Genomic DNA, 23,042 nt, shown 5'->3' with positions numbered 1-23,042 from the left:
CTCCGTCCTTTCGCATCATTTGAAATAACGTTCACGATGGATAAACATAATTTCACCCTATAATTATACGTAGATTTTATAAAAAAGACAATGCTTGCATCTTGTAAGTTTAATACCGATTCCGGAAAATATCCGGGGTCATCCCTTCCGATTTGCGGAATGTGGAAATGAAATGAGAGGCGTCCAGGAAACCTGTCGCTTCGGCAATCTGTTTCACGGTACGCAGCGGTTCAGAAATCAGCATTTCTTTGGACTTCTGAAGGCGCAGCTGCAGCAAATATTGATAGGGCGATGTCCCAAACGCCTTGCGGAATAAATTGTTAACATGCTGCGGACTTACCCCGAGCAAACCCGCCATCCATGCTAGACCAACTTCAGACTGAGCATAGCATTCTTCCAACCTGAATAAAAGCGGCAGCAGCCGCTCATGGCTCTGCGAGAAAGAGGCTCCCCGGTTCACATGGCAGTGCTGTTTCAGAAGCGTTAGAAATTGATAAACCTCCTGCGAGCCGTTAACTCCTGTGAAGTCGTAGCTGTAGCGGTATTTATCATAGAATCCTTCATGGATGCAGGCGAGCGGCGTGTCCAGTCCCCAACTGACCGGCGTCATCAATGGCAGCTGCAGCGCATGAACGATTGACGCCGCCAGCGCGCCATCGAAGGTCAAATACCAGGTAGACCAGTTGGTGTTCGACGCTCTATAAGCATGCGGTATGCCAGGCGGCAGAAGCATCCCTTGCTGCTCGCCAAGCTTGATGGTTCCATGATGAAGCTCAATGTCGCCGCTTCCCTCTGTCGTCTGCAGCCAATGAAAGCACGGATAGCCCTCATCCCTTTTCATCGGCGATTGCTCATTCTCAAATCCGACGGTTTCCATAATTAATGGAAGCTTCCGATCTCCTTCTGTAATGACGAAAAATTTCCTGTAATCTTCAGTCATAGGAATGATGATCATCTCTTTCATTTTTTAATATCCGATGCGCTATATCTTATATTTTAAAAGAATTTCAAGTCCTGTACAATACAGGTATCGTTGATAAAAATCATACAAACTGCAAAGTGGGGAAGCGAAATGACGACCAAATTCAACTATGTCCCACCTCAAAATGGTTATCCGGAATGGAACAACAATCCAGACATTTTTCAATTAAATCGCATGGAAGCACACGCTACGCTAATGCCTTACCGAACCGTACCCGAGGCGCTGGCTGGAGAAAGGACGGCTTCGGAATGGTATCATTCACTGAACGGAAGCTGGAAATTTCATTGGGCTGAAAATGCTGAAGTTCGTCCGGCCGATTTTTATCGAACAGACTATGATCACAGCACTTGGGCGGAAATCACGGTGCCTTCCCATTGGCAGCTGCAAGGATATGATTACCCGCAGTATACGAACGTTATCTATCCCTGGGTCGGACATGAGGATATTCAGCCTCCTTTCGCCCCTGTTAAGTATAATCCTGTCGGCTCATACGCGCGATATTTCACAGTGCCAGAAACGTGGGCAGGGCAACCGGTTTACATTAGCTTTCAAGGCGTGGAATCCGCTTTCTACGTGTGGGTAAACGGCGACTTCGTCGGATACAGCGAGGATACGTTCACGCCAGCGGAATTTGACCTTACTCCTTATTTAGTAGAGGGCGAGAATCAAATAGCGGTAGAGGTCTATCGCTGGTGCGACGCAAGCTGGCTCGAGGATCAGGATTTTTGGCGGATGAGCGGAATATTCCGCGATGTGTATCTGTACGCAACGCCTCAAACGCATATCTATGACTTCTCTGTGCGTACCGATCTTGACGCTGCTTACGAGAACGCGAAACTGTGCGTCCGAGCGAAAGTAACGAATTATAGTGCGCTAAGTGCCGGTCCGCGCACGGTCGAAGCGATGCTGTATGACTCGGATCAGCATCCGTTATGGCGCCAACCGCTGAGCATCGGTATTGATGTAAGCAATACGCTCTCGCAAGAGGTCGCTCTATCGGCGCAAATTGATCACCCTCACCTCTGGAGCGCGGAAAAGCCTTATCTCTACACCCTCGTGCTCGGCTTAAAAGATGATTCGGGCCAGTTGCTTGAGACCGAAAGCTGCAAGGTTGGCTTCCGCGCATTCGAAATCAAAGACGGTCTCATGCGGATTAACGGCGAGCGCATTGTGTTTAAGGGAGTTAACCGCCATGAGTTCGATTGTGAACGCGGTCGATCTGTCGATGCGGCCAGCATGCTTGCTGATGTGCTTTTAATGAAGCAATACAATATTAACGCGGTACGCACTTCGCATTATCCGAATCAACCTTATTGGTATGAGCTGTGCGATACCTATGGGCTTTATGTCATTGATGAAACGAATTTGGAGACGCATGGCTCGTGGAGCTATGGACAAACCGATGAGGGAACGACCGTGCCTGGCAGTAAGCCGGAATGGACCGGCGCCGTGCTGGATCGCTGCAATTCGATGCTCCAGAGGGATAAAAATCATGCCTCCATCGTCATTTGGTCGCTCGGCAACGAAGCTTTCGGCGGCGACAACTTTATTCACATGCATGATTTCTTGCGGGAGGCGGACCCGACTAGACCCGTTCATTATGAAGGCATCTTCCACTTTAGGGATTCGGATCGAGCCTCCGACATGGAAAGCCAGATGTATACAAGAGTAGACCGAGTTGAGGAATATGCAAAGAACAATCCGAAAAAACCGTTTATTTTGTGCGAGTACAGCCATGCGATGGGCAATTCTTGCGGGAATCTGTTCAAGTATTGGGAGCTCTTTGACCGATATCCGGTCCTGCAGGGCGGCTTTATTTGGGATTGGATCGATCAGTCTATCCGTACAACAACGCCAGATGGCACCACGTACCTGGCTTACGGCGGCGACTTCGGAGATACGCCAAATGATGGCAATTTTTGTGGAAATGGACTCCTCTTTGCAGACCGCTCGGTATCTCCTAAAATTCATGAAGTGAAAAAATGCTACCAGAACGTAAAGATCGAAAGCAGCGATCTGACTCAAGGGCAAATTCGCGTTACGAATCAGTTTTTATTTACAAATTTAAGTGAATTCGATTGGTCTTGGACCATTCTGCAAAATGGTGAGACTGTCGTTGCGGCAAAATCGGGAAGCTTTGCAGTGCAGCCGGGCGAATCGGCTCTGATCACGTTGCCTTACGACAGTGACATCTGCGATTCGCTTAGCGGAGAGCTTGTGTTAACGATCAGTCTTCATCTTAGAGAGGATACATTATGGGCGGCGAAAGGCCACGAAATTGCTTGGGAGCAGTTCTTGCTAACCCTCGCAGGATCAAGCGCAGCGCCGCTGAAACAAGCTGAATCCGCTGCTATTGCCATAGGTGCTGACACAGAAGCTGTCGTTGGCATTGAGCGAAGCACGAGTGACATCCGGCTGAGCGGCCGCGATTTCTCGCTTCGGTTTGACGCGGCGAGCGGCGATCTCACCTCCTATCTCTACCGAGGGATAGAGTTGTTTCAAACAGGCCCCGTGCCGAACTTCTGGCGGGCCTACACAGACAACGACCGCGGCAACCAGCATGATGTGCGCTGCGCGCCGTGGCGTGAAGCTGGCAGCGGCAAAACGCTGCTAGAGCTGGTCGCGTATCCGGCAAGCGGCGGAAGCGCTGAGGTTTGCGTTCGGTTCGCGCTGCCAACGGCTCCGGTTTCCGTCGCACAGGTCATGTATACCGTCGCACCGGACGGGGAAGTGCAAGTGCGCATGGAACTTGTGCCGGGAGCGTCCCAACTGCCGGAAATACCGGAAGTCGGCATGCTGCTCCAAATGGACAGCGCCTTTCACAACCTCCAGTGGTACGGCCGTGGTCCCCACGAGAACTACTGGGATCGTGCAATCGGCGCTAAGCTAGGCGTTTACAGAAGCACAGTGGAAGAGCAGTTCGTCCCTTACCTGCGTCCGCAGGAATGCGGCAACAAGACCGACGTTCGCTGGGCGACGCTCACCGACGCGAATGGCCGCGGTCTTCGGATAGCCGGCCTGCCGACGATCGAGCTAAACGCGCTGCCTTACTTGCCGTCCGAGTTGGAAGCGCACGACCATCCCTACAAGCTGCCACCAAGCGACAAAATCGCGGTGCGGATCAATTACAAGCAGATGGGCGTCGGCGGCGACGACAGTTGGGGAGCACGAACACATCCAGAGTTTACGCTGTTCGCCAACCGCAGCTATGCCTATTCCTTCACGTTTAAAGGCATCTAAATTTCCTTAAACAAACAAGCTTAGTTCCAAATTCGTCCTAGACGGTTTGAGCTGAGCTTGTTTGTCATATTTTTTCGTAAATAAACGAAGACATTGCTAATTCATCCAAGAGGCACACGGATTCTTCCCTCTTCTATTCGACTCTGTGCTGCCTTCCACTTCTCTTTTGACTAACCTGTCTTCCATCCGGTATTCCTATCCATGAATCCCCCTGTAAGCGTAAGATTTCGGGTACATTCCGCCTCCGCAAGCTTCGCAAGAAAACCGCGGAGGTGCTGCCGGACCGCCAATTCCCCATGCATAGCGATATCGACGGAACTACGATGCCTTATTCCATGGTAACGCCCCTTTTCTCCCCCCGAAGCGGAACTGTGGTGCGTTAAATGAGCGAAAACGTGCCTACAACCCAGCATTTCCTGCTCATAGGGTACGGTAGTTCCGCGAAATGTCCCTACGACTGAAAATACCGCCTCATAACGCACCCACGTTCCGCTCACCCGTGCAAAATGACGTTCTATCGCAGATCGAGGCGGAATTGCAATATTGCAATGATCCAAACCGCTGTGGCACTTCCGAATCTTCTATGTCCATCCTGTCAAATGCTCGTACCACACGATGCGTGCGAAATCTCTCTGCTTTGCGAGCGCGTCATACACAAACCTGTCGACAAATGCTTTCTAGCGTGTTAGAAAGGGCATCCCTACGCTTTACTTCTGTAAAGGTTTTAAACATTCTGTCAAAAGCCACTGACACATTCCAGTCAGTGGCTTTCCTTACTAGGGTTATTTGCGCTACACAAAAAAAAGGAACCCAGCCAACGGGGCCAGGTTCAAAGTTTTTATATTAAAAGGGGGTCTTGTTTATTATAGTACCTCACCAACATTATGAAACCATAACAGAAATATTTCATTTGTGTAACAAATTTGAAAGCGTTATTATATTTGATCCAATAAAATTGACTGTTGCACCTCCGGGTGGTCTGGCATATACTGATATTAGTTAATTAGAATAATTCTAAATAAGAGAATCATTCTCATTCTCAATAGAGGCACTCAGGAGGAACGCACATGGCTATTGAATATGACTTTCATCATCTCCATCACGTCAAAGAACAAAGTAAATCCAGAAAAACATTATGGGTAACTCTCATTTTAACAGCTTTCTTCACAGCGGTAGAAATCGTTGGAGGGGTGCTCTCCGACTCTCTCGCTCTGCTCTCGGACTCTGCTCATATGATTTCGGACGTAATCGCTCTGGGTCTGAGCATGATCGCTCTGCACTTGGCGACTCGGCAGCCGAATGCCCGGTTTACATTTGGATTTCTGCGATTTGAGATTATCGCTTCTTTTCTGAATGGATTAGCGCTTTGTGTCATTGCTTTAGGTATTTTTATTGAAGGGATTCAGCGTGTCATCCATCCGCATCCGATTAAACTTGGACTCATGCTTGGGATTGCATCCATTGGGTTCATTGTCAATCTAGTGCTCACCTTGGTCCTTCATAACAGTGTCAAAGAAGAGGATAATTTGAATGTAAAAAGCGCCCTGTGGCACTTTTTCGGTGATTTGCTTAGCTCGGTTGGCGTCATTGTTTCTTCGATCATTATTTATTATACGGATCTGCTCTGGTTCGACCCTTTGATCTCAATGGTGATTGGGGGCATTATTTTTACAGGCGGCAGCAAAATCATTCGCGAATCCTACTTGATTCTAATGGAATCGGTGCCTGAACAGTTCGACCTTGATGAAATACGCAGCGCGATTAAACGCGTTGAAGGCGTTGAAGATGTGCACGAGATGCATTTATGGTCCGTTTCTACCGATCACTATTCGTTAACGGCTCATGTCTTCATCGATCCGAAAATCCAGCCATTCTGCGTCATCCTTGCGGTAAATGAAACGCTGAAAAACAAATATGGCATCGCCCATTCCACGATCCAGATCGAACATGCGAATATTAACCCGCACGGCGAGTATGGCAAAGAGTTTTTGAAGCACAAAGAAGAGGAGAAGCGCAGAGAGCTTTTGACCTGATACGAAATCGTTTCATATATTTCTCGTCTCCTCAAAGCATTAAGTCCTATAAACTCATCTTTTGGCGCACTTAAGCTTCCATTAAAAAAGACCGTTATTGCTCTAGGAGCGTAACGGTCTTTCAACTGTACCTGTAGATTGGCGCGCAATCATTCCAAGTTCGATGAGCAGCTCATGGTCCTTGGCATGAGGAAGATGAGCGTCCAGCAGCGCTGAACTTTCATCGTTTAATACTTCGCCGATTTGCCTCATCAGAAAGGCCGAGACAAGGCTTGTTTGCAGCTCGACCGGCATATCGAAACTCGTGATGGCAGGAAAGCTAGCCTGCGAAAACAGCTCATTATCCATACCGATCAGCTGAATGTCTTCAGGCACCCGGATGCCCCGGGCATGGCACACCGCCAGAATCTCCAGTGCCAGCGCATCATTGAACGTGTAGATGCCAAGCGGTTTCGAGTCGCCGCTTAGTCGCAGCGCTTCATCCAGCGTGCCTTCGACCCCAAGCTCCCCTGCATCCAACACGGCATGGACGCAGTCATCTGCATAGTCGCGAATTCCAGCGGCAAACCCTTGTATCCGCTGCTCGTTCGCGCCGAGCCCTTTGCGCCTGCCTGCGTATACGATAGACCGACAACCGCTCTGGCGAAAATGTCGCACAGCTTCCGAGGAAGCCTGCGCGAAATCCAAATTAACCGCTAGCTTGACGATATCGCTTGGCCAACCCCAACCATTAAAAACGACTAACGGTGTGCCTTCCCCAACAATCTGCTGTGTGGATTCCATACTCATCGCTAGACCGTGGCACACCAGCCCATCCACACGCCGCTGCAGCAACAGCTCCAAATGCCGCCGTTCGATCTCCGGATTCATGCCTGCTGCCGAAAATATAGATAAATGATAGCCAAAGCGGTGCACCTTCTGCTCCAACATCTCCGCGAAACGTCCGTAGTAGCCTCCGAAATGCGGGATGATGAGTCCCAACTCATAAGAACGGCGACGGCTAAGGTTCGTTGCGAGCACATTACGGCGATAACCTAGCCGTTCTACTGCTTCTTCTACTTTACGGATCGTCTCTTGCGCCATGGGCACCTTCCTGCGGTTCAGCACGTTGGATACTGTAGCAATGGAAACGCCAGCTTCCTGAGCAACATCCACAATCGTTGGCTGTTTGGTTCGACTCATATGAAATCCCTTCATTATCCCTCTTAAAACGCTTTAATTCATTGTATCGGCTTGGGAATCTGCCGTCAAATTTTCGACATCTACCTAATTTGATATACTATTAGAATGCTTACGCGAAAAACTCGAAGGAGCTGCACCCACCATGTGGTTTATCGTTGCCGTCGGCAGCGCCGTGTTATTCGGCCTTACCGGCTTTTTTATGAAAGTCAGTCAAATGCGCAAAGGCTCCACCCCTCATCTGCTGCTAGGCTTATATCTCACTGGTACGCTAGGTTTTGCCGTTAACAGCTTACTGGAAAGTTCCTTCCACTTAGGAGATTGGCGCCTCTGGCTGGGAGGCCTCATTATTGGCATTGGTTCCGGTTGGGGCAACTTGGTGTTCATGAAGGCACTCGACAATGGGCCTGCCAGTTTGACCGCACCACTAATGAATTTAAACATCGTACTTGTCATTCTCATGTCTGTCTGGTTCTATGGCGAAACCATTCAAGGAATTGAAGTCGGTGGCGTCGTGCTCCTCCTGGCCTCCGCCGTCTTAGTATCCATCCGATTAAAAGAACCCCTCACCATTAAAGAGAAGAAATGGTTCGGGCTCGTCGCGTTAGGCGGCCTGCTGTTCTTTTTCCGCAATGGCGGTTTGAAGGTCACCGCTGAGCTTGGGTTGGCGAATACGCCTATTCTCTGCTACAGCTATCTGTTGTCAGCCATCTGGTTCGCTTTTGCAGCTGCCAAAACACAGCAAAGTCCTGCACAGCCAGACACCATCGTCACTAGCGATGCCGCCCGCCGAACAGGACTTCTGTGGGGATTGCTATCAGGCTGCTTCTCCTACGGAGGCCTTCAACTGTATTCTGCTGCGCTGCAGATGGGGCCTGGCTCCATCGTCGCTCCGATTTTTTCTACTTATGGCCTCGTAGTCGTTGTTGGCTCTGTTCTCGTCTATAAAGAAAAGCTGACGATCCTGCAAGGCCTCGCTCTAGCACTGTTGTTCGCAGGTCTCATATTCGTAAAGCTTTGAAACCTATTCACCCTAGAGATGGGATTGATAAAGAACGCCGGACCCTGCTCCTTTGCAGATCATCCGGCTTTTTCTCGTTATCCCAAGTACATCAACGAATATTTTCACGAAAATTTACACAAAATAATTCAAATACGAAAATTATTTCCGAATTTCACTGAGAAAATTTAACTAAAACCACAAAAAGGTAAATAGAATTTGCATTATTACACGATTTTTCGTACTATAAAACTAAATAATTCCCGAACAATGAGTTGGCATTCACGAAATTTATCGGAAATTATTTTCGTAAAATCTCATCTTACTTTGAGAGCGATTACATTTTCCAGGAAAGGAGGTAACAGCTTAGAAAGCCCAGGCTCTCGCAAAGCAAAAGAAAAAGCAAAATAAAAAACAGGAGGTTCCATCTAATGAAAAAGCATTTTCCTCTTTATCTGGCCATTATCCTTCTCCTTATGCTGGCAATACCGTCAACTGCAAGCGCCTTTTCCGGCGAAGTCCCCTTAGGCTTAGGCAGCTACTCCACCGTATTGCCTCCCGGCGCTGTCGATGTGCAGCCAACCATTTACAAAACAAGCGCAGTCACGCAAAAAATGCCCACCAACGATTGGTGGAGTAGCTTGGCATGGACCCAATACTCCGAGCGCATGTACCCGCACCCATTGGCTGTGAAAAACAAAGCGGAGGGCTTTCAGGTCTACTATCCGACCATTACAGCCAACAATGGATGCATCTGCGGATGGATGCCCGCTCCTGCAGACGCTAACGGAAACGATGATTTCACGATTGGGCACAGTGCCCAGGCGACATTCCCCGATGCAAAGGTGGATTCCTTCAACGACTGGTTCGTCACTTCCTCTTTCGTAAGCGGTTCCAACAGCATGAAGGCCACTTATGGACACGGTTCTCCATATGTTTACTTTACTTACTCAGGCGGTAATCCAAAACTGACGTTCCCAACAGCTCCTACGATCTGGTCTGGCAATGCCAATACGCCAGTGCTCGGCGTTACTTATAACGGTAAGAACTATGCGCTTTTCGGCCCGACAGGTTCAACATGGAGCGGTATCGGCACTGCCGTTTTAACAAATAATTTGAATAACAAGAACTATTTCTCCATCGCTCTTTTGCCTGATAACACCTCCGCTACTTTAAGCAAGTTTCAACAATATGCTTACAACCACGTGACCAACACTACAGTAGACTACTCCTATAACCCATCCAACAGCACCGTTACAACTAACTATTCTTATACGACAACCGCGAAGGAGGGAACCGGCTCTGGTACGATTTTCGCATTGTATCCACACCAATGGAAAAATAGTTCGAGCACACTGCTGAGCTATAGGTACAACTCGGTACGCGGAACCATGAAGACGGGCGAAGGCTCTTCTTTTTCAACGAGCATGAAATTTACCGGGGTGCTTCCTTCCCTGCCTGACAAGGGCTCCTATAATAAAACGACGTTAGCAGGCTATATCGATCAGGCCGAAGCTCAAGCTTACACCGGCGGATCTGATACTTATTGGTTGGGCAAAGAGATGGGCAAACTAGCCACTCTGGCACCTATTGCCGATCAAGTGGGAGATACAACGGCAGCAACCAAGTTCCGGAATGATATCAAAGGCTACTTGCAGGATTATTTGAAAGCCAGCGACGCCAGCGGCAATTTGGAAAGTCAAAAGGTATTCTACTATAACAACAATTGGGGGACACTGATTGGCTACCCTTCAAGCTTCGGCAGCAGCGAAGAATTGAACGATCATCACTTCCACTACGGCTATTTCATTAAAGCAGCCGCAGAGATCGCTCGCGTCGACAAAACATGGGCAAATGATTCCAACTGGGGCCAAATGGTGAATTTGCTCATTCGCGATTTTGCAAACGGAGACCGCAATGACACCATGTTCCCGTTCCTGCGTAACTTTGATATTTATGCAGGCCACAGTTGGGCGTCAGGTCATGGAAATTTCGGCGACGGCAACAATAACGAGTCCTCGTCGGAAGCGATGAACGCATGGAGCGGAATCATCCTATGGGGCGAAGCGACTGGCAATACAGCGATTCGCGATCTGGGTATTTATTTGTACACGACCGAGATGAACGCTATCAACGAGTATTGGTTCGACGTCAACGACAACACGCATCCAGCTTCCTACTCCCCTTCTGTCGTAACGATGATCTGGGGCGGCAAAGGCGCCAACGGAACCTGGTTCACGAGTAATCCGGAGCAGGTTCACGGCATCAACTATTTACCCCTTACAGCAGGCCACTTATATCTGACGCACTACCCGGCATATACAGCCAAAAACTATAACGCCATGGTGGCTGAAAATGGCGGAACAAACTGGGATGCGTGGAGCGATCTTATCTGGATGTACCGCGCCATTTCCGATCCTGCCGATGCTAAAAACCAGTTTAACGCAGGCATAGGATCGATCACACCAGAGGAAGGCAATTCAAAAGCGAATACGTATCACTGGATTTATAATCTGGACACTATGGGGAATGCAGACAAAAGTATTACTGCCAACTATCCGCTAGCCGTAGTTTTCAACAAAAATGGCGTAAAGACCTACGTCGTGTACAATATGACGAACGCCAGTAAAACAGTGACATTCTCAGACGGCACAACCGTTACCGTTCCTGCAAACAGCTTTAACGGAGGAACGACCCCGCCTCCATCGGACACGATTGCACCATCAACACCTACAAATGTGGCGAACCCTGCGAAAACCAGCAGCAGCGCGACCCTAAATTGGGCGGCTTCAACGGACAATGTTGGGGTTACAGGCTATGAAATTTTACGAAACGGCTCTGTGATCGGAACTTCAGCGACGACCAGCTACACAGACAACGGACTCGCTGCTAGCACATCCTACAGCTACACCATCATTGCCTATGACGCCGCTGGCAATCGTTCTTCCGCCAGTTCTGCGCTTAGTGTAACAACAACAGCTGCCACCGGCACGGACACACAGGCTCCAACGACACCAACGAATTTATCGACAACGAACACGAACGCTAGCATAACACTCTCATGGACGCCTTCGACGGATAATATCGGCGTTGCAGGGTATGATATTTTGCGCGCAGGGATCAAGATCGCTTCAACAACGTCAACAAACTTCACAGATGTCGGACTCAATGTCAACACCAACTATATCTATTCGGTCAAAGCTTACGACGCAGCCGGCAACCGATCTGCGGCAACCCCAGAGGTAAACGTCACTACAGGTTCCTCCGGCGGAGATACTCAGCCCCCTACTGCGCCGTCAAATGTGACGAATCCTTCGAAAACAAGCAGCAGCCTGACGCTAAGCTGGACGGCTTCGACGGACAATACTGGAGTTACCGGTTACGAAATTTTACGTAACGGTTCTGTGATTGGAACTTCTGCGACTACCAGTTTCACGAACAGCGATCTTGCCGCAGAAACCACCTACAGTTACACAATCATAGCCTATGATGCCGCTGGCAACCGCTCTACAGCAAGCTCCAGTCTTTCCGCTACAACGCTTGCTGCAAGTACGGGCGGCTCAGGCCCCTTTACTACAGCGGATTACACAGCAGGCACAACCAAACCTTCCGCCAGCCAAGCGAGAATCTATTTTGCACCTAACGGCTACTCATCCGCTTATGTAGATGTGCATTACAAGATCAACGGCGGCAACCAGAGCAACTTCCGCATGATCAACAATGGGGGAACGTGGGAAACCATCGTATCCGGACTAAGTACAGGCAACTCGATTGAATATTGGTTTACTTACAATAAAGGAAGCATTCAAACCGATTCAGTTTCCTACACACATATACAGTAAGCTAAATAGTAAGCCAACCATCCCGACGGACTCTTCCGTCCGGGATGGTTTTTTCCAAGGAAACGTTCAGCGAACAGGATGAAACATGGAGAACCGTCAAGCGAAACGGCCGACGATTTCTATGGGGAATTAGACAAAAACGCCGAAATCTCTTGTGAATAAAAGAGTTTCGGCGTTCTTCCGGAAAACCAGTTCATTTTCAGCCATTCACTTCTTCCTGTGTTAGGAAGTACTGAAAAAATCATAGTGGCGCGACCAACACCGAGTTTCACCCGGCTCCAGTTCCAGATCAATGAACAACTCGGGTGATACAACATCAGATCGTCCCCACAAAGCGATCATGGATACCGGAAATGCAGCCGTTTCGCGAATCCCGACTTGACTCGGTTCATGCACCAGCTCCCATGCTATCGCTTCGTGATTGGAATACCCCACTAATGTACTGTAAAAATCGCGTGACGGCACTTGCGTCCATCGAATCTCCTGTCCGGAGAAGTTCAAAATGGTTGGCGTATACTCCGACTCGACCAGGTCTGCTTCAAAGGGAACTGAGAACGATAACCGATAATCTGGCCCTATGGAATGTCCATCAATGTTGACAAAGTTGTGTACGTATTCGTGAGTGTTAATCGTATGTGTGCCTACATTCTCCAACGAATAGTCCACTTTCAACGATGAGCCCGAAAGAACTAACTTTTTGATCAACTTTACTGCGTACCCCCGGCATTCCTTTGGCTGTATCGTATATTGGATGCTGGTCGCTTTTGCATCTACAACCACTTGAAACGGCTCAATTGGATACTTCGCGTCAAATGCAAACGGCAACGAATCCACACGTTTGAGTAGCCCTACTCCAAGCTTGGGAAATAAACCGCCAACCTCAACTTCCTCATAGCCGATCGGCTTGAAAATGCCAAATTCTCCGCATAATCCGCCCCCTCCGGCAGCCAGTGTACCAGATTTATGTTCGAAGGTGCAAAACGTATGGTTCCCCTGCTTCAAATAAACCTGTGTAACAAAACCAGTCCAATCGAATCTTGATCCGGCATATCCGCCAACATTGGCAATTTCAACTTCCAGATGTTCATTGGATAAATAACTAAAGCCGTCAGATGTGTTGCTTCTTACTTCCGTCACCATATCCATACTTCCCCTTGACACATCAATTCGAGTCCTGAAAACTTGCTTCATCAGGACTCTTCATCTTCCATCTCTTACGATTTCACAGCCCCCGCCATGGCACCGTCCACGATATAACGTTGAATAAAAACATAAAGCAAAATAAGCGGACCTGCTACAATCATCGTACCGCAAGCAAGCAGCGGCCAATTGTTGCCGTATTGTCCTTGAAAATTGATTAACCCGGCGGTTATCGGCCACTTAGTTTGATCCGAAATATACATCGTTGGCACAATCAAATCGTTCCACGTTCCAATCGCCGTCAAAATGACACCTGTCGCAACGATAGGCTTCATCAGCGGCAAAGTGATCTGAAACATATAGCGGATATACCCGCAACCGTCTATCCCAGCAGCCTCATCAAGCTCACGGTTGATCGACTTGATAAATCCAACGAACATCATAAAGATCAATCCGGCACCACTCGTCCGAAGCAGAATATAGCCAAGCTGGGTATTGTAAAGATTGAGTGTGAGCATTAACTTAAACTGAGCCACAAGCGGGTTAGGCAGAAATTGTGAAGCGAGAAAAAACATATAGAGAAAGCCGCTCCACGCCACATACTTGCGAGCCACGGGAAAGGCTGCCACCAAAGATAACCCAACCGTGAACACTGTGGAAACACCCGTGTAAAGCAAGCTGTTCCCTATCAATGTCGAGAACTTCCCCTCTTTCCAGGCGCTCACGTAATTGCTGAAATGAAAACTCGTAGTAAGCGAAAGCGGGCTTGCCACAAACTCATCCAGCGATTTAAACGATACGTTAAACAAAATCAACAGCGGAAGCACATAAAGCAAGACTAGCAATGCAACGACGCCATAGGAAAAAAATGCCGAGGTTTTGGTTTGCTGCATCACAACTCCACCTCTCTTTTGCGCAGCACATACTGGGCGATGACAACAAACACCAGAATGAGCAAAAATTGAACAACAGACAAAGCCGCCGGAAGCCCTTGTTCCACTTTGCCGAGCCCGAATATTTCACGATACACATCAAATGCAATGGTTCTTGTATTGAAATTCCCCTTCGTCAACGCGTAGATGATATCAAAGGTTTGCATCGCGCCGATGATGGAAAGCAGCACGTTGACAGTAAAGGCTGGCGCGATTAACGGGAACGTTATGTTCTTGAAAGATTGCCATTTGTTGGTACCATCAATGTATCCCGATTCGTACAAGTCCTTCGGAATAGATTGAAGACCAGCTAGAAAAATGAGCATGGAATAGCCCATATACTGCCAAATTTGAACAAAGATAACATAATTAAAGGCGTGGTCGAAACTACCGAAAAACACATCCGAATAATCGAATAATTTGTACAATTTTTGTACGGGGCCATTGATCGGGTCCATCATGAATGTCCACACCAAAGCAACGACAGTAACACCGAGCACGACCGGAAGAAATAAAACCGAACGGTAGAATTTATCCCCCTTCAGCTTCTGATTGATAATGACGGCAACAAACAAACCGATAATATTCTGAATAATAGTTACAGTAAAAGTGAAATACAGCGTTCTTCCGATTGACTTCCACCGTTCCGGCGAATTACTGGAGAAAAACAGCTTGTCATAGTTATCCAGCCCGACAAAATGATAAGGTTTGCCAACGACGTTCGTCACATTCGTGAACGAATATACAATCGACATAATCGAAGGGCCAACGTAAAAAATGACATACAAGGCTATTGGCAACACAAGCAATAAGTAGGGTACAGACCGGCTTAAACCTTTTCCAAATGGATACATTTGCGATACACCTCACACACTCCATGACTTTTCTTTCATCCGAACGCAGGATCAGGGTCTGAAGATGGCGTTCTCAGACCCTGACTTTCTATACTTCTTACCTGGATTTGCTTATATTTATTTCTTTGCCGCGTCCCATTGCTTCTGTTGCGCTTGTGCAAGGTCTTTCGCTGTCTTGAACGGACCTCCTGGAGCAAGCAGTTCACCATGAACATCAGCATTATTGATGTATTCACCCAAGTTCGCTCTGTCGATCATCACTTGCTCATAACCCAACTTGAAGCCTTTGAGGTATGGAGCAAGCTCATCTACGAACGGACTTTCCAACTTCACATTCGGCTGAGTTGGCAAGAAGCCTGCTGATTTCACAAAGCTCGCATAGTTCTCTGGCTGGGAAAACTCTTCCAACCACTTGATAGCGCCTGCTTTATTAGGACCTTTTTCTGCAACTGTCAAAGTCAGGTCGTATTTACCTGCAAGGCTTGCGTTCTTAGCTGCATCTTCACTTCCAGGAATCGGGAAATAACCGAATTTCAGATTAGGATCTGCTTTCGCAATTGTAACCGCATCCCAAGTCCCGTCTGCGATCATAGCAACTTTGCCCGAAGTAAAGAGAGAAGGAAGCGTTGCATAATCTACGCCCATAAAGCCTTCGATCGTGTATTTATCCATGATGGTTTTAATCTTGTCCAGAACCTCAACCGGCTGAGCATCGCTGTATTTCGCAGTCCCCTTCCAGAGCCCTTCTACAAGCTTCGATTGGTCGTCAATAATAGATGCTTGAAGCCCCATGACCGCTAATTTGATTGGCCACTTATCTTTGCCCGCCATGGCTATTGGAGTCACGTTATTCTTTTTAAGCGTTTCCATAACAGTGACAAATTCCGTCCATGTTTTTGGCACTTGCAGATTGTTTTTCGCGAAAATGTCTTTGTTGTAGAACATACCGCTGAAAGAAACCGTACCTGTTGGAACGCCATACACCTTATTATTGAAAGTTGTTGCATTCTTGATATCGTTTTCATTGAAATTTTTAATTAATGCTTGACCCGTAAGATCAGCCAACAGTCCCGATTCGATATATTGCTGCCAATCCGGCTTATCTGCGCCCGGCGTGAAATCTTTTGGACCGCGAATGAAGGAAGACAAATGAGGCACGATATCTACATCGTTCGCATTCAAACGGGAAAGAACCATTTGTTTGAATGGATCGTCAGGCAAAGTAACCGTCAAATCGACTTTATACTCCGGATATTTCTCTTCGAACTTCTTGTTAAACGCTTCAAACCAGTCAGTTTGGCCCGCTTGCTTCCATGTCACCATCTTGATGACTTTTTTTGAACCTGCAGCCGCCTTCGGCGCATCGGTCGATTTCGCTGTTTCTTGAGCCGTATTCCCGCCGCAAGCCGCAGCTGTCAACGACAAAGCGACAATTGCAGATAAAGCAGAAGCTTTTTTCAACATTCGTCATTACCCCCAGATAATTGTTATTTGATGGTCTATCCAGCGGTTCCTTTCAAATTTACGAAAATATTTTCTGTAATTATTCGAAAATCACGCTATTGAGTTCATTATTACCTAAAATTTTCCGTTTGTAAATACAAAAAGCGAAGTTATTTCCATAATTTTTCTCGAAATTCAGTGGATAAGTACGTTTTTAAGTGAAATGTAACGAAAATATACAGAAAAATATAATCATCCATCGAAATTAATTCATCACTTTTTCGTATCTTGTACACTTTGACAGTATCTCGGAATTAAATCTCGCACGCATGCTCAGATGTAATTCTATGTTTGATTTAGCGTGCACATTGACGTTTTCGGGTTTGCTAGATACAATAATAACAACGAAATTTTTCGAAAATCTTCACCGCAAAACCCAATATACAGGCAGTGGACATCGGGAGGAACAAATGGAATGAAGAAGATAAAAATAAAAACCATTGCCGAAATGGCCGGAGTATCAGTTTCAACTGTTTCCAAAATCTTGAACAACTATAGCGATGTGGGTGAAGAAACGAGAAAAAAAGTGCTTGGAATCATGGAACAGCAGGGCTACTCCCCCACGTTCAGCTCTACTCATACCTCGAATAAGGGCCGTTCTAACTTGATCGGGGTCATTTTCGCTGGCGAGTTCAATATTGAGATGAACCATCAATTCTTCCTCCATGTTCTTAACATGTTTAAGAAACGAATCGGCTTGTACGGATTTGACCTTCTATTCTTCTCCAACGAAAAGCAGTTCCACCACGCAGAGAAGGATTACCTGTCCCGCTGCCGTTATTTTAATGTGGATGGATGCGTGATTTTCGCTGGCGACGATATCGAGCACGCCATTCATGAGCTGGATCAAAGTGATATTCCCTGCATCGGCATCGACCTTAACCTGAAAGGCAGAAACTCAGGCCACATTATGACCGACAATACCAAGGTCTCTTTGAAAGTAGTCGAGCACTTTTACTTAAATGGTTATCGGGATATCGGATTTATCGGCTCTTCCTTCAAATCAGAAATTTCGAGAATTCGCGAAGAATCATTCAAGCAGGCTCTAACTAGCTTCGGCCTGCCGATTAATCAGGAATGGATCATCAACGGCACGGATTTTTTCGAGAATACCGGCTATCAATTGATGAAGATGATGCTCGAGCAGGACAAGCTGCCATCTGCAATTTTTGCCGCATCCGACCTGCTAGCCATCGGTGCCATGCGCGCGCTTTATGAGCATAACCTGTCCGTACCAGGTGACATGGCAATCATCGGTTGCGATGACATCGATGCCTGCAAATACACAAATCCTCCACTTACCACGATACGTCAAGACCATGAGAAAATCGGGCTATTCGCCGCACACATGCTCTTCGATTTGATCAACAATCAGATTGAATCCTCATCTGTTCTTGTTGAACCAGAAATTATTATCCGCGATTCATGCCAAAGAAGGTGATGAGTAATCTTCATCACCTTCTTATTAATTAGCCCGCATCACCTACAACTGTTTTCGAAAACCAATTTGTAGAATTGTATTTTTCATAGTTTCAAGCAAGTTTTATGTTATTATATCTAACATAAACAAATAATGTATTGTCAAAACAATATATTATGTAATAATATATAACATATAACAACCTGAATGGAGGCGTTCTCGATGTTTTCCGTTCACTTTCACATTCACTTGTTAGATAAAAGCCCTATTCAAGAGGCCTTATTGACATCAGCCCCGTCTTCACCATCCCCGCATGGTGATAACTATATTGCCGAAGTGCCTCTCCTAACCCCCCTTGCAATTCCGTTTGTTGCAATTGAGTCAGAAGCTTTTGCAAAGCTAGATCAGAATCCCTAACCCCCTTATTTCATGTTCGGCAAGAGCCTCGATTCGCCGCCCGAGCCTGCATCCATGAACCTGCTCCATTAAAAAAGCCCGACACCCTGGAGCTTTCACAGGGTATCGGGCTATATTTTTTTCACTTACACGCCTAACCATTTTTTGAACAAATGCTTCGTCGTATCACCATTCAACGCTGCGATAGAAGTTGTGAGCGGAATGCCTTTCGGACAAGAACGCACACAGTTCTGCGAGTTCCCGCAGCCTTCGATACCGCCATCCGTCATCAGGGCGTCCAAACGTTCGTCTTTGTTCATTTCACCCGTTGGGTGCGCGTTAAACAAACGAACTTGGGAAAGCGCCGAAGGACCGATAAAGGAGTTCTTATCATTCACGTTCGGGCATGCTTCCAAGCAAACGCCGCAAGTCATACATTTGGACAATTCATAGGCCCATTGGCGTTTCGACTCAGCCATACGAGGACCAGGTCCAAGATCGTAAGTGCCGTCGATAGGAACCCATGCTTTTACTTTCTTGAGCGCATTGAACATGCGTCCACGGTCGATAACAAGGTCACGCATAACAGGGAACGTATTCATTGGAGCAACGCGAACCGGCTGTTCCAACTTGTCTACGAGCGCCGAGCAGGCTTGACGCGGTTTTCCGTTAATGACCATGGAGCAGGCGCCGCAAACTTCTTCCAGACAGTTGGATTCCCAACATACAGGCGTCGTTTTGTCACCTTTGGCATTTTTCGGATTCCGTTGAACTTCCATCAGCGCGCTGATGACGTTCATATTCGGACGGTACGGAACTTCAAACTCTTCGGTATAAGGTTTGGATTCAGGACTCTCTTGACGAGTCACAATAAACTTCACTGTTTTTTGCGCGGATTGTGTCTCTGCCATGATTAATTCCCTCCCTTTTTCTTATCCGTGGAGTAATCACGTTTCCGTGGCTTGATCAAGGATACATCGATGTCTTCATAGCTAATTTTCGGACCATCCGGCGTCCAATCCGCAATGGTTGTCTTCATGAAGTTCTCATCGTCGCGTTCTGGGAATTCCGGCTTGTAGTGCGCTCCACGACTCTCGTTACGCAGCAATGCGCCGACAGTCATCGCTTCTGCAAGCTCGAACATGTTCCACAGTTGGCGCGTAAAGGCAACCCCTTGATTGTTCCAGCGAGCCGTATCCGTGATATTGATATTCGCATATCGTTCTTTCAAATCTTTGATGGTATTGATTGTTTCTTGGAGACGATCGTTATGACGAACAACCGTCATCGTCGCATTCATCATATCGCCAAGCTCTTTGTGAAGCACGTACGCATTTTCCGTACCGCTGTTCATTTTGAGCAAGCTCTCATAACGGTCGGTATGGCGTTTCTTCTCGCGGTCATAAATCGCGGAAGACGTGTCATCGGCATGTTTCGTAAGTCCGCGGATATACTCGACCGCTTTAGGACCGGAAACCATTCCGTCATAGATCGCGGATACAAGTGAGTTCGCGCCCAAACGGTTCGCGCCGTGATGTTGATACTCGCACTCGCCGGCAGCAAACAAGCCAGGAACATTCGTCATCATATTGTAATCTACCCACATGCCGCCCATGGAATAGTGAACCGCAGGGAAAATCTTCATTGGAATTTTACGCGGGTCGTCGCCCATGAATTTCTCGTAAATCTCCATGATACCGCCAAGTTTCACGTCCAACTCTTTCGGGTCTTTATGGGAAAGATCCAGGTAAACCATGTTCTCGCCGTTAATGCCGAGCTTCTGATCCACGCAAACAGAGAAGATCTCACGCGTCGCAATATCACGCGGAACCAAGTTTCCGTAAGCCGGATATTTCTCTTCAAGGAAGTACCAAGGCTTGCCGTCTTTGTACGTCCAGATCCGTCCGCCCTCACCGCGCGCCGACTCGGACATCAAGCGAAGCTTGTCGTCTCCAGGAATCGCCGTCGGGTGAATTTGAATCATTTCACCGTTCGCATATTTCACGCCTTGCTGATAAACCGCACTTGCAGCCGTCCCCGTGTTGATGACGGAGTTCGTAGTCTTACCGAAGATGATACCAGGGCCGCCAGTCGCCAGAATAACCGCGTCAGCCGGGAATGTTTGAACTTCCATGCTGCGCAGATCTTGCGCGGCGATACCGCGGCACACACCATCGTCATCGATGACAGCGCCCAGGAATTCCCAGTGCTCGAACTTCGTGACGAGACCAGCGGTTTCCCAGCGGCGTACTTGCTCATCGAGCGCATACAGCAATTGTTGTCCGGTCGTCGCTCCCGCGAACGCCGTACGGTGATATTTCGTTCCGCCGAAACGACGGAAATCAAGCAAACCTTCCGGCGTACGGTTAAACATAACGCCCATACGGTCCATCAAGTGAATAATGCCTGGAGCCGCATCGCAAAGCGCCTTAACCGGCGGTTGATTCGCCAAGAAATCTCCGCCATAAACTGTATCATCAAAGTGCTCCCATGTGGAGTCACCTTCACCTTTTGTATTAACCGCACCGTTGATGCCGCCTTGAGCACATACGGAGTGAGATCGCTTTACCGGAACCAAGGAGAACAATTGCACGTGAACTCCGGCTTCCGCTGCTTTAATGGTCGCCATGAGTCCCGCAAGGCCTCCGCCGACGACGATAATTTTAGAATTTGCCACTTTCGTTCACCCTCCCTTAATGACCGGTATGCGCTTCTGCAGGAAGCTGCTGAAATTGAGAATCCGTAAATGCTGTCAAAGACATAATAAACATGACTGCCATTACAATGAATAGAGCCATCCAAATGTAAGATGAAAAGCGTTGTGCGCGCGGTCCAACTGTGATACCCCAGCTTACGAGGAAGGACCACATTCCGTTACAGAAGTGGAATGCCGCAGAAACGGAACCAATCAGATAAACCGTGAAATAAATCGGATTCGTTGCGATATCATGCATGGTTATGCCTAACTGTTCATGCTCTACAGCTCCGATGACCAATAAAAACTTGGTTTGAAAGAAGTGCCATGCCACGAAAAGGAATGTAATTACGCCTGTGACGCGCTGCAGCAAGAACATTTGATTACGGAAGTAACCGTAGCTGCTGACGTTATTGCGAGCTTGATACGCCACATACAAACCATAAACGGCATGATAAAGAAGCGGAAGCCAGATTCCGAAGAATTCAAGAAACGGAAGCAACGGCAGCCCGTTCAGCCAATTAAGTTGCTCTATAAAAGCAGCATGCCCTTTTGTAGCTTCATAGTTCGTGAGCACATGCTCGATGAGAAAGAAACCCACTGGAATAACACCAAGCAAAGAGTGGATCTTTCGAAAGTAATACGAATTGCCCGTCATTGAACCAATTCCCCCCTAAATAATTTCCGACATTTCCAGACAAGCCACCTACCATTGTACTCTCGCCGCAAACGAGCGTCAACCCAGAATCATCCAAGCCTATTTTGCCAAATGAGTCAGGAATTATTCAAGATTGACACAAAAATGTGAACAATAATGTCACATCTACCATCCTACTCCTTTCACGCTTATAATGGAAGTGCTGATTATTTATATACACTTATAACAAATACACATATGCATCTCGTTTAGGAGCTGAATGGGCACATGGAGCTTTTCGATGTATTCGCTGTTGTTGTCGAACAGGCAAGCTTGAATAAAGCGTCACAAATCTTAAATTTGTCACAGCCCGCCCTTTCGCGCAAAATCATGAAATTAGAGGAAGAACTGGGCGTTGAGCTATTTATCCGCAAAGGCAAGCGCCTGGAACTGACGAAAGTCGGGCAAATTTGCTATGACCATGCCCTGGAGCTGCGTCATCTGGATCGCAAGTTCATGCAAGCCATCCAAACCTACAAAACGGCAGGCCACCATATCTCCATGACGATTGGCGCCAGTCTGACCACACTGCAAGCAACGCTTCCGGACTTAATCACCGATTATTTAAGCGAATATCCGCTAACCGAGATCAAGCTGCTGACAGGCAAAACTCATGAAGTTGTCACCATGGTTAAAGAAAAGAAGGTAGATATCGGAATTGTCGCTTCCCAAATCAACGCCTCGGGGCTGATCTGCAAGCCGCTGTTTGATGACCATCTGTGCCTGGTTCTGCCGCTAGGGCATGCCTATATCGATCGGCCGCGCATTGCCGTAAGCGATTTGAATGACTTGCCGATGATCCTTTTCTCCAAAGGCACGTGGTATCGCATCCTGATGGATGAGTTGTTTCACCGCTTCTCTATTATTCCTAATGTTCAAATGGAAATCGATTCTTTCGAAGCGATTATCCGGCTTGTTTCCACTTGCAAAACAGCGACTTTGCTTCCGAAATCCTACCTGCGTGAGGACTTGATCCGGAATAATGAATTGATTCTTCGGGACTTGGTTGAACTTGAACAGACGAAACGAACCACATCCCTGATTTATGCCGAAAGCACTGCAGACAACGCGCCTATCATGCAGTTTGTTGCTCAAGCTACCACCTATTTCGCGGAAAACAAATAAGCTC

General features: G+C 47.5%; 15 protein-coding genes. 6 read left to right on the top strand and 9 right to left on the bottom strand.

From position 1 onward, the window contains the following. Nucleotides 1–109 precede the first annotated feature (109 nt). Complete coding sequence (locus ABRS97_RS16430) at nt 110–964, bottom strand: AraC family transcriptional regulator (protein ID WP_367815629.1); 855 nt, start codon at nt 962–964, stop codon at nt 110–112. 108 nt (nt 965–1,072) lie between these two features. Here ABRS97_RS16430 and lacZ point away from each other — a divergent pair, with 108 nt between their 5' ends. Then, nucleotides 1,073–4,222 (top strand): beta-galactosidase, LacZ type, encoded by a 3,150-nt coding sequence (lacZ, locus tag ABRS97_RS16425; RefSeq protein WP_367815628.1) that lies wholly within the window; start codon nt 1,073–1,075, stop codon nt 4,220–4,222. 1,067 nt (nt 4,223–5,289) lie between these two features. Further along, nucleotides 5,290–6,255: a cation diffusion facilitator family transporter gene (locus ABRS97_RS16420; RefSeq protein WP_367815626.1), complete on the top strand. Its 966-nt coding sequence runs from the start codon at nt 5,290–5,292 to the stop codon at nt 6,253–6,255. 102 nt (nt 6,256–6,357) lie between these two features. Here ABRS97_RS16420 and ABRS97_RS16415 read toward each other — a convergent pair whose 3' ends face one another. Continuing rightward, nucleotides 6,358–7,437, bottom strand: a complete 1,080-nt coding sequence (locus ABRS97_RS16415) for a LacI family DNA-binding transcriptional regulator (RefSeq protein ID WP_367815624.1) — start codon at nt 7,435–7,437, stop codon at nt 6,358–6,360. A gap of 142 nt (nt 7,438–7,579) precedes the next feature. Here ABRS97_RS16415 and ABRS97_RS16410 point away from each other — a divergent pair, with 142 nt between their 5' ends. Next, nucleotides 7,580–8,455, top strand: a complete 876-nt coding sequence (locus ABRS97_RS16410; protein ID WP_367815622.1) for an EamA family transporter — start codon at nt 7,580–7,582, stop codon at nt 8,453–8,455. Between the two features lie 410 nt (nt 8,456–8,865). Then, nucleotides 8,866–12,276 carry a glycosyl hydrolase gene (locus ABRS97_RS16405; RefSeq protein WP_367815621.1) on the top strand — a complete coding sequence of 1,137 codons (3,411 nt, stop codon included), beginning with the start codon at nt 8,866–8,868 and terminating at the stop codon, nt 12,274–12,276. Nucleotides 12,277–12,498: 222 nt separating this feature from the next. Here the strand turns inward: ABRS97_RS16405 and ABRS97_RS16400 are convergent, their stop codons facing one another. The 4 genes from ABRS97_RS16400 to ABRS97_RS16385 all read right to left on the bottom strand — a co-directional run bounded on the left by ABRS97_RS16400 (nt 12,499) and on the right by ABRS97_RS16385 (nt 16,666). After that, the gene (locus ABRS97_RS16400; protein ID WP_367815619.1) at nt 12,499–13,416 is read right to left on the bottom strand and encodes a hypothetical protein; all 918 of its coding nucleotides are present in this window, start codon (nt 13,414–13,416) and stop codon (nt 12,499–12,501) included. A 74-nt stretch (nt 13,417–13,490) separates the two neighbouring features. Continuing rightward, complete coding sequence (locus tag ABRS97_RS16395; protein WP_367815617.1) at nt 13,491–14,309, bottom strand: carbohydrate ABC transporter permease; 819 nt, start codon at nt 14,307–14,309, stop codon at nt 13,491–13,493. Continuing rightward, nucleotides 14,309–15,202: a carbohydrate ABC transporter permease gene (locus tag ABRS97_RS16390; RefSeq protein WP_367815615.1), complete on the bottom strand. Its 894-nt coding sequence runs from the start codon at nt 15,200–15,202 to the stop codon at nt 14,309–14,311. The genes ABRS97_RS16395 and ABRS97_RS16390 overlap by 1 nt, the downstream gene beginning before the upstream one ends. Before the next feature lie 117 nt (nt 15,203–15,319). Then, complete coding sequence (locus ABRS97_RS16385; RefSeq protein WP_367815613.1) at nt 15,320–16,666, bottom strand: ABC transporter substrate-binding protein; 1,347 nt, start codon at nt 16,664–16,666, stop codon at nt 15,320–15,322. Nucleotides 16,667–17,129: 463 nt separating this feature from the next. Between ABRS97_RS16385 and ABRS97_RS16380 the strand changes: the two genes are divergently transcribed. Then, a complete protein-coding gene (locus ABRS97_RS16380) occupies nt 17,130–18,146 on the top strand; it encodes a LacI family DNA-binding transcriptional regulator (RefSeq protein WP_367815668.1) in 1,017 nt (338 codons plus the stop codon). A 521-nt stretch (nt 18,147–18,667) separates the two neighbouring features. Here ABRS97_RS16380 and sdhB read toward each other — a convergent pair. From sdhB to ABRS97_RS16365, 3 genes are read right to left on the bottom strand one after another with little or no spacing between them, the layout of a single operon-like run. Next, entirely contained in the window at nt 18,668–19,432 is a 765-nt protein-coding gene (sdhB, locus tag ABRS97_RS16375; RefSeq protein ID WP_367815611.1) for a succinate dehydrogenase iron-sulfur subunit, read from the bottom strand. Between the two features lie 2 nt (nt 19,433–19,434). After that, entirely contained in the window at nt 19,435–21,198 is a 1,764-nt protein-coding gene (gene sdhA / locus ABRS97_RS16370) for a succinate dehydrogenase flavoprotein subunit (RefSeq protein ID WP_367815610.1), read from the bottom strand. A gap of 16 nt (nt 21,199–21,214) precedes the next feature. Further along, complete coding sequence (locus ABRS97_RS16365) at nt 21,215–21,874, bottom strand: succinate dehydrogenase cytochrome b558 subunit (RefSeq protein WP_367815609.1); 660 nt, start codon at nt 21,872–21,874, stop codon at nt 21,215–21,217. A 267-nt stretch (nt 21,875–22,141) separates the two neighbouring features. Between ABRS97_RS16365 and ABRS97_RS16360 the strand changes: the two genes are divergently transcribed. Next, on the top strand, nt 22,142–23,038 hold the full coding sequence (locus ABRS97_RS16360; RefSeq protein ID WP_367815608.1) for a LysR family transcriptional regulator: 897 nt from the start codon (nt 22,142–22,144) through the stop codon (nt 23,036–23,038). The last annotated feature ends 4 nt before the right edge of the window (nt 23,039–23,042 follow it).

It is taken from the genome of Paenibacillus tabacirhizosphaerae (assembly GCF_040812395.1).
Classification (GTDB): domain Bacteria; phylum Bacillota; class Bacilli; order Paenibacillales; family NBRC-103111; genus Paenibacillus_E.
Note: the sequence above shows the minus strand (reverse complement) of the source record. Positions and strands in the feature narration are given on the sequence as shown.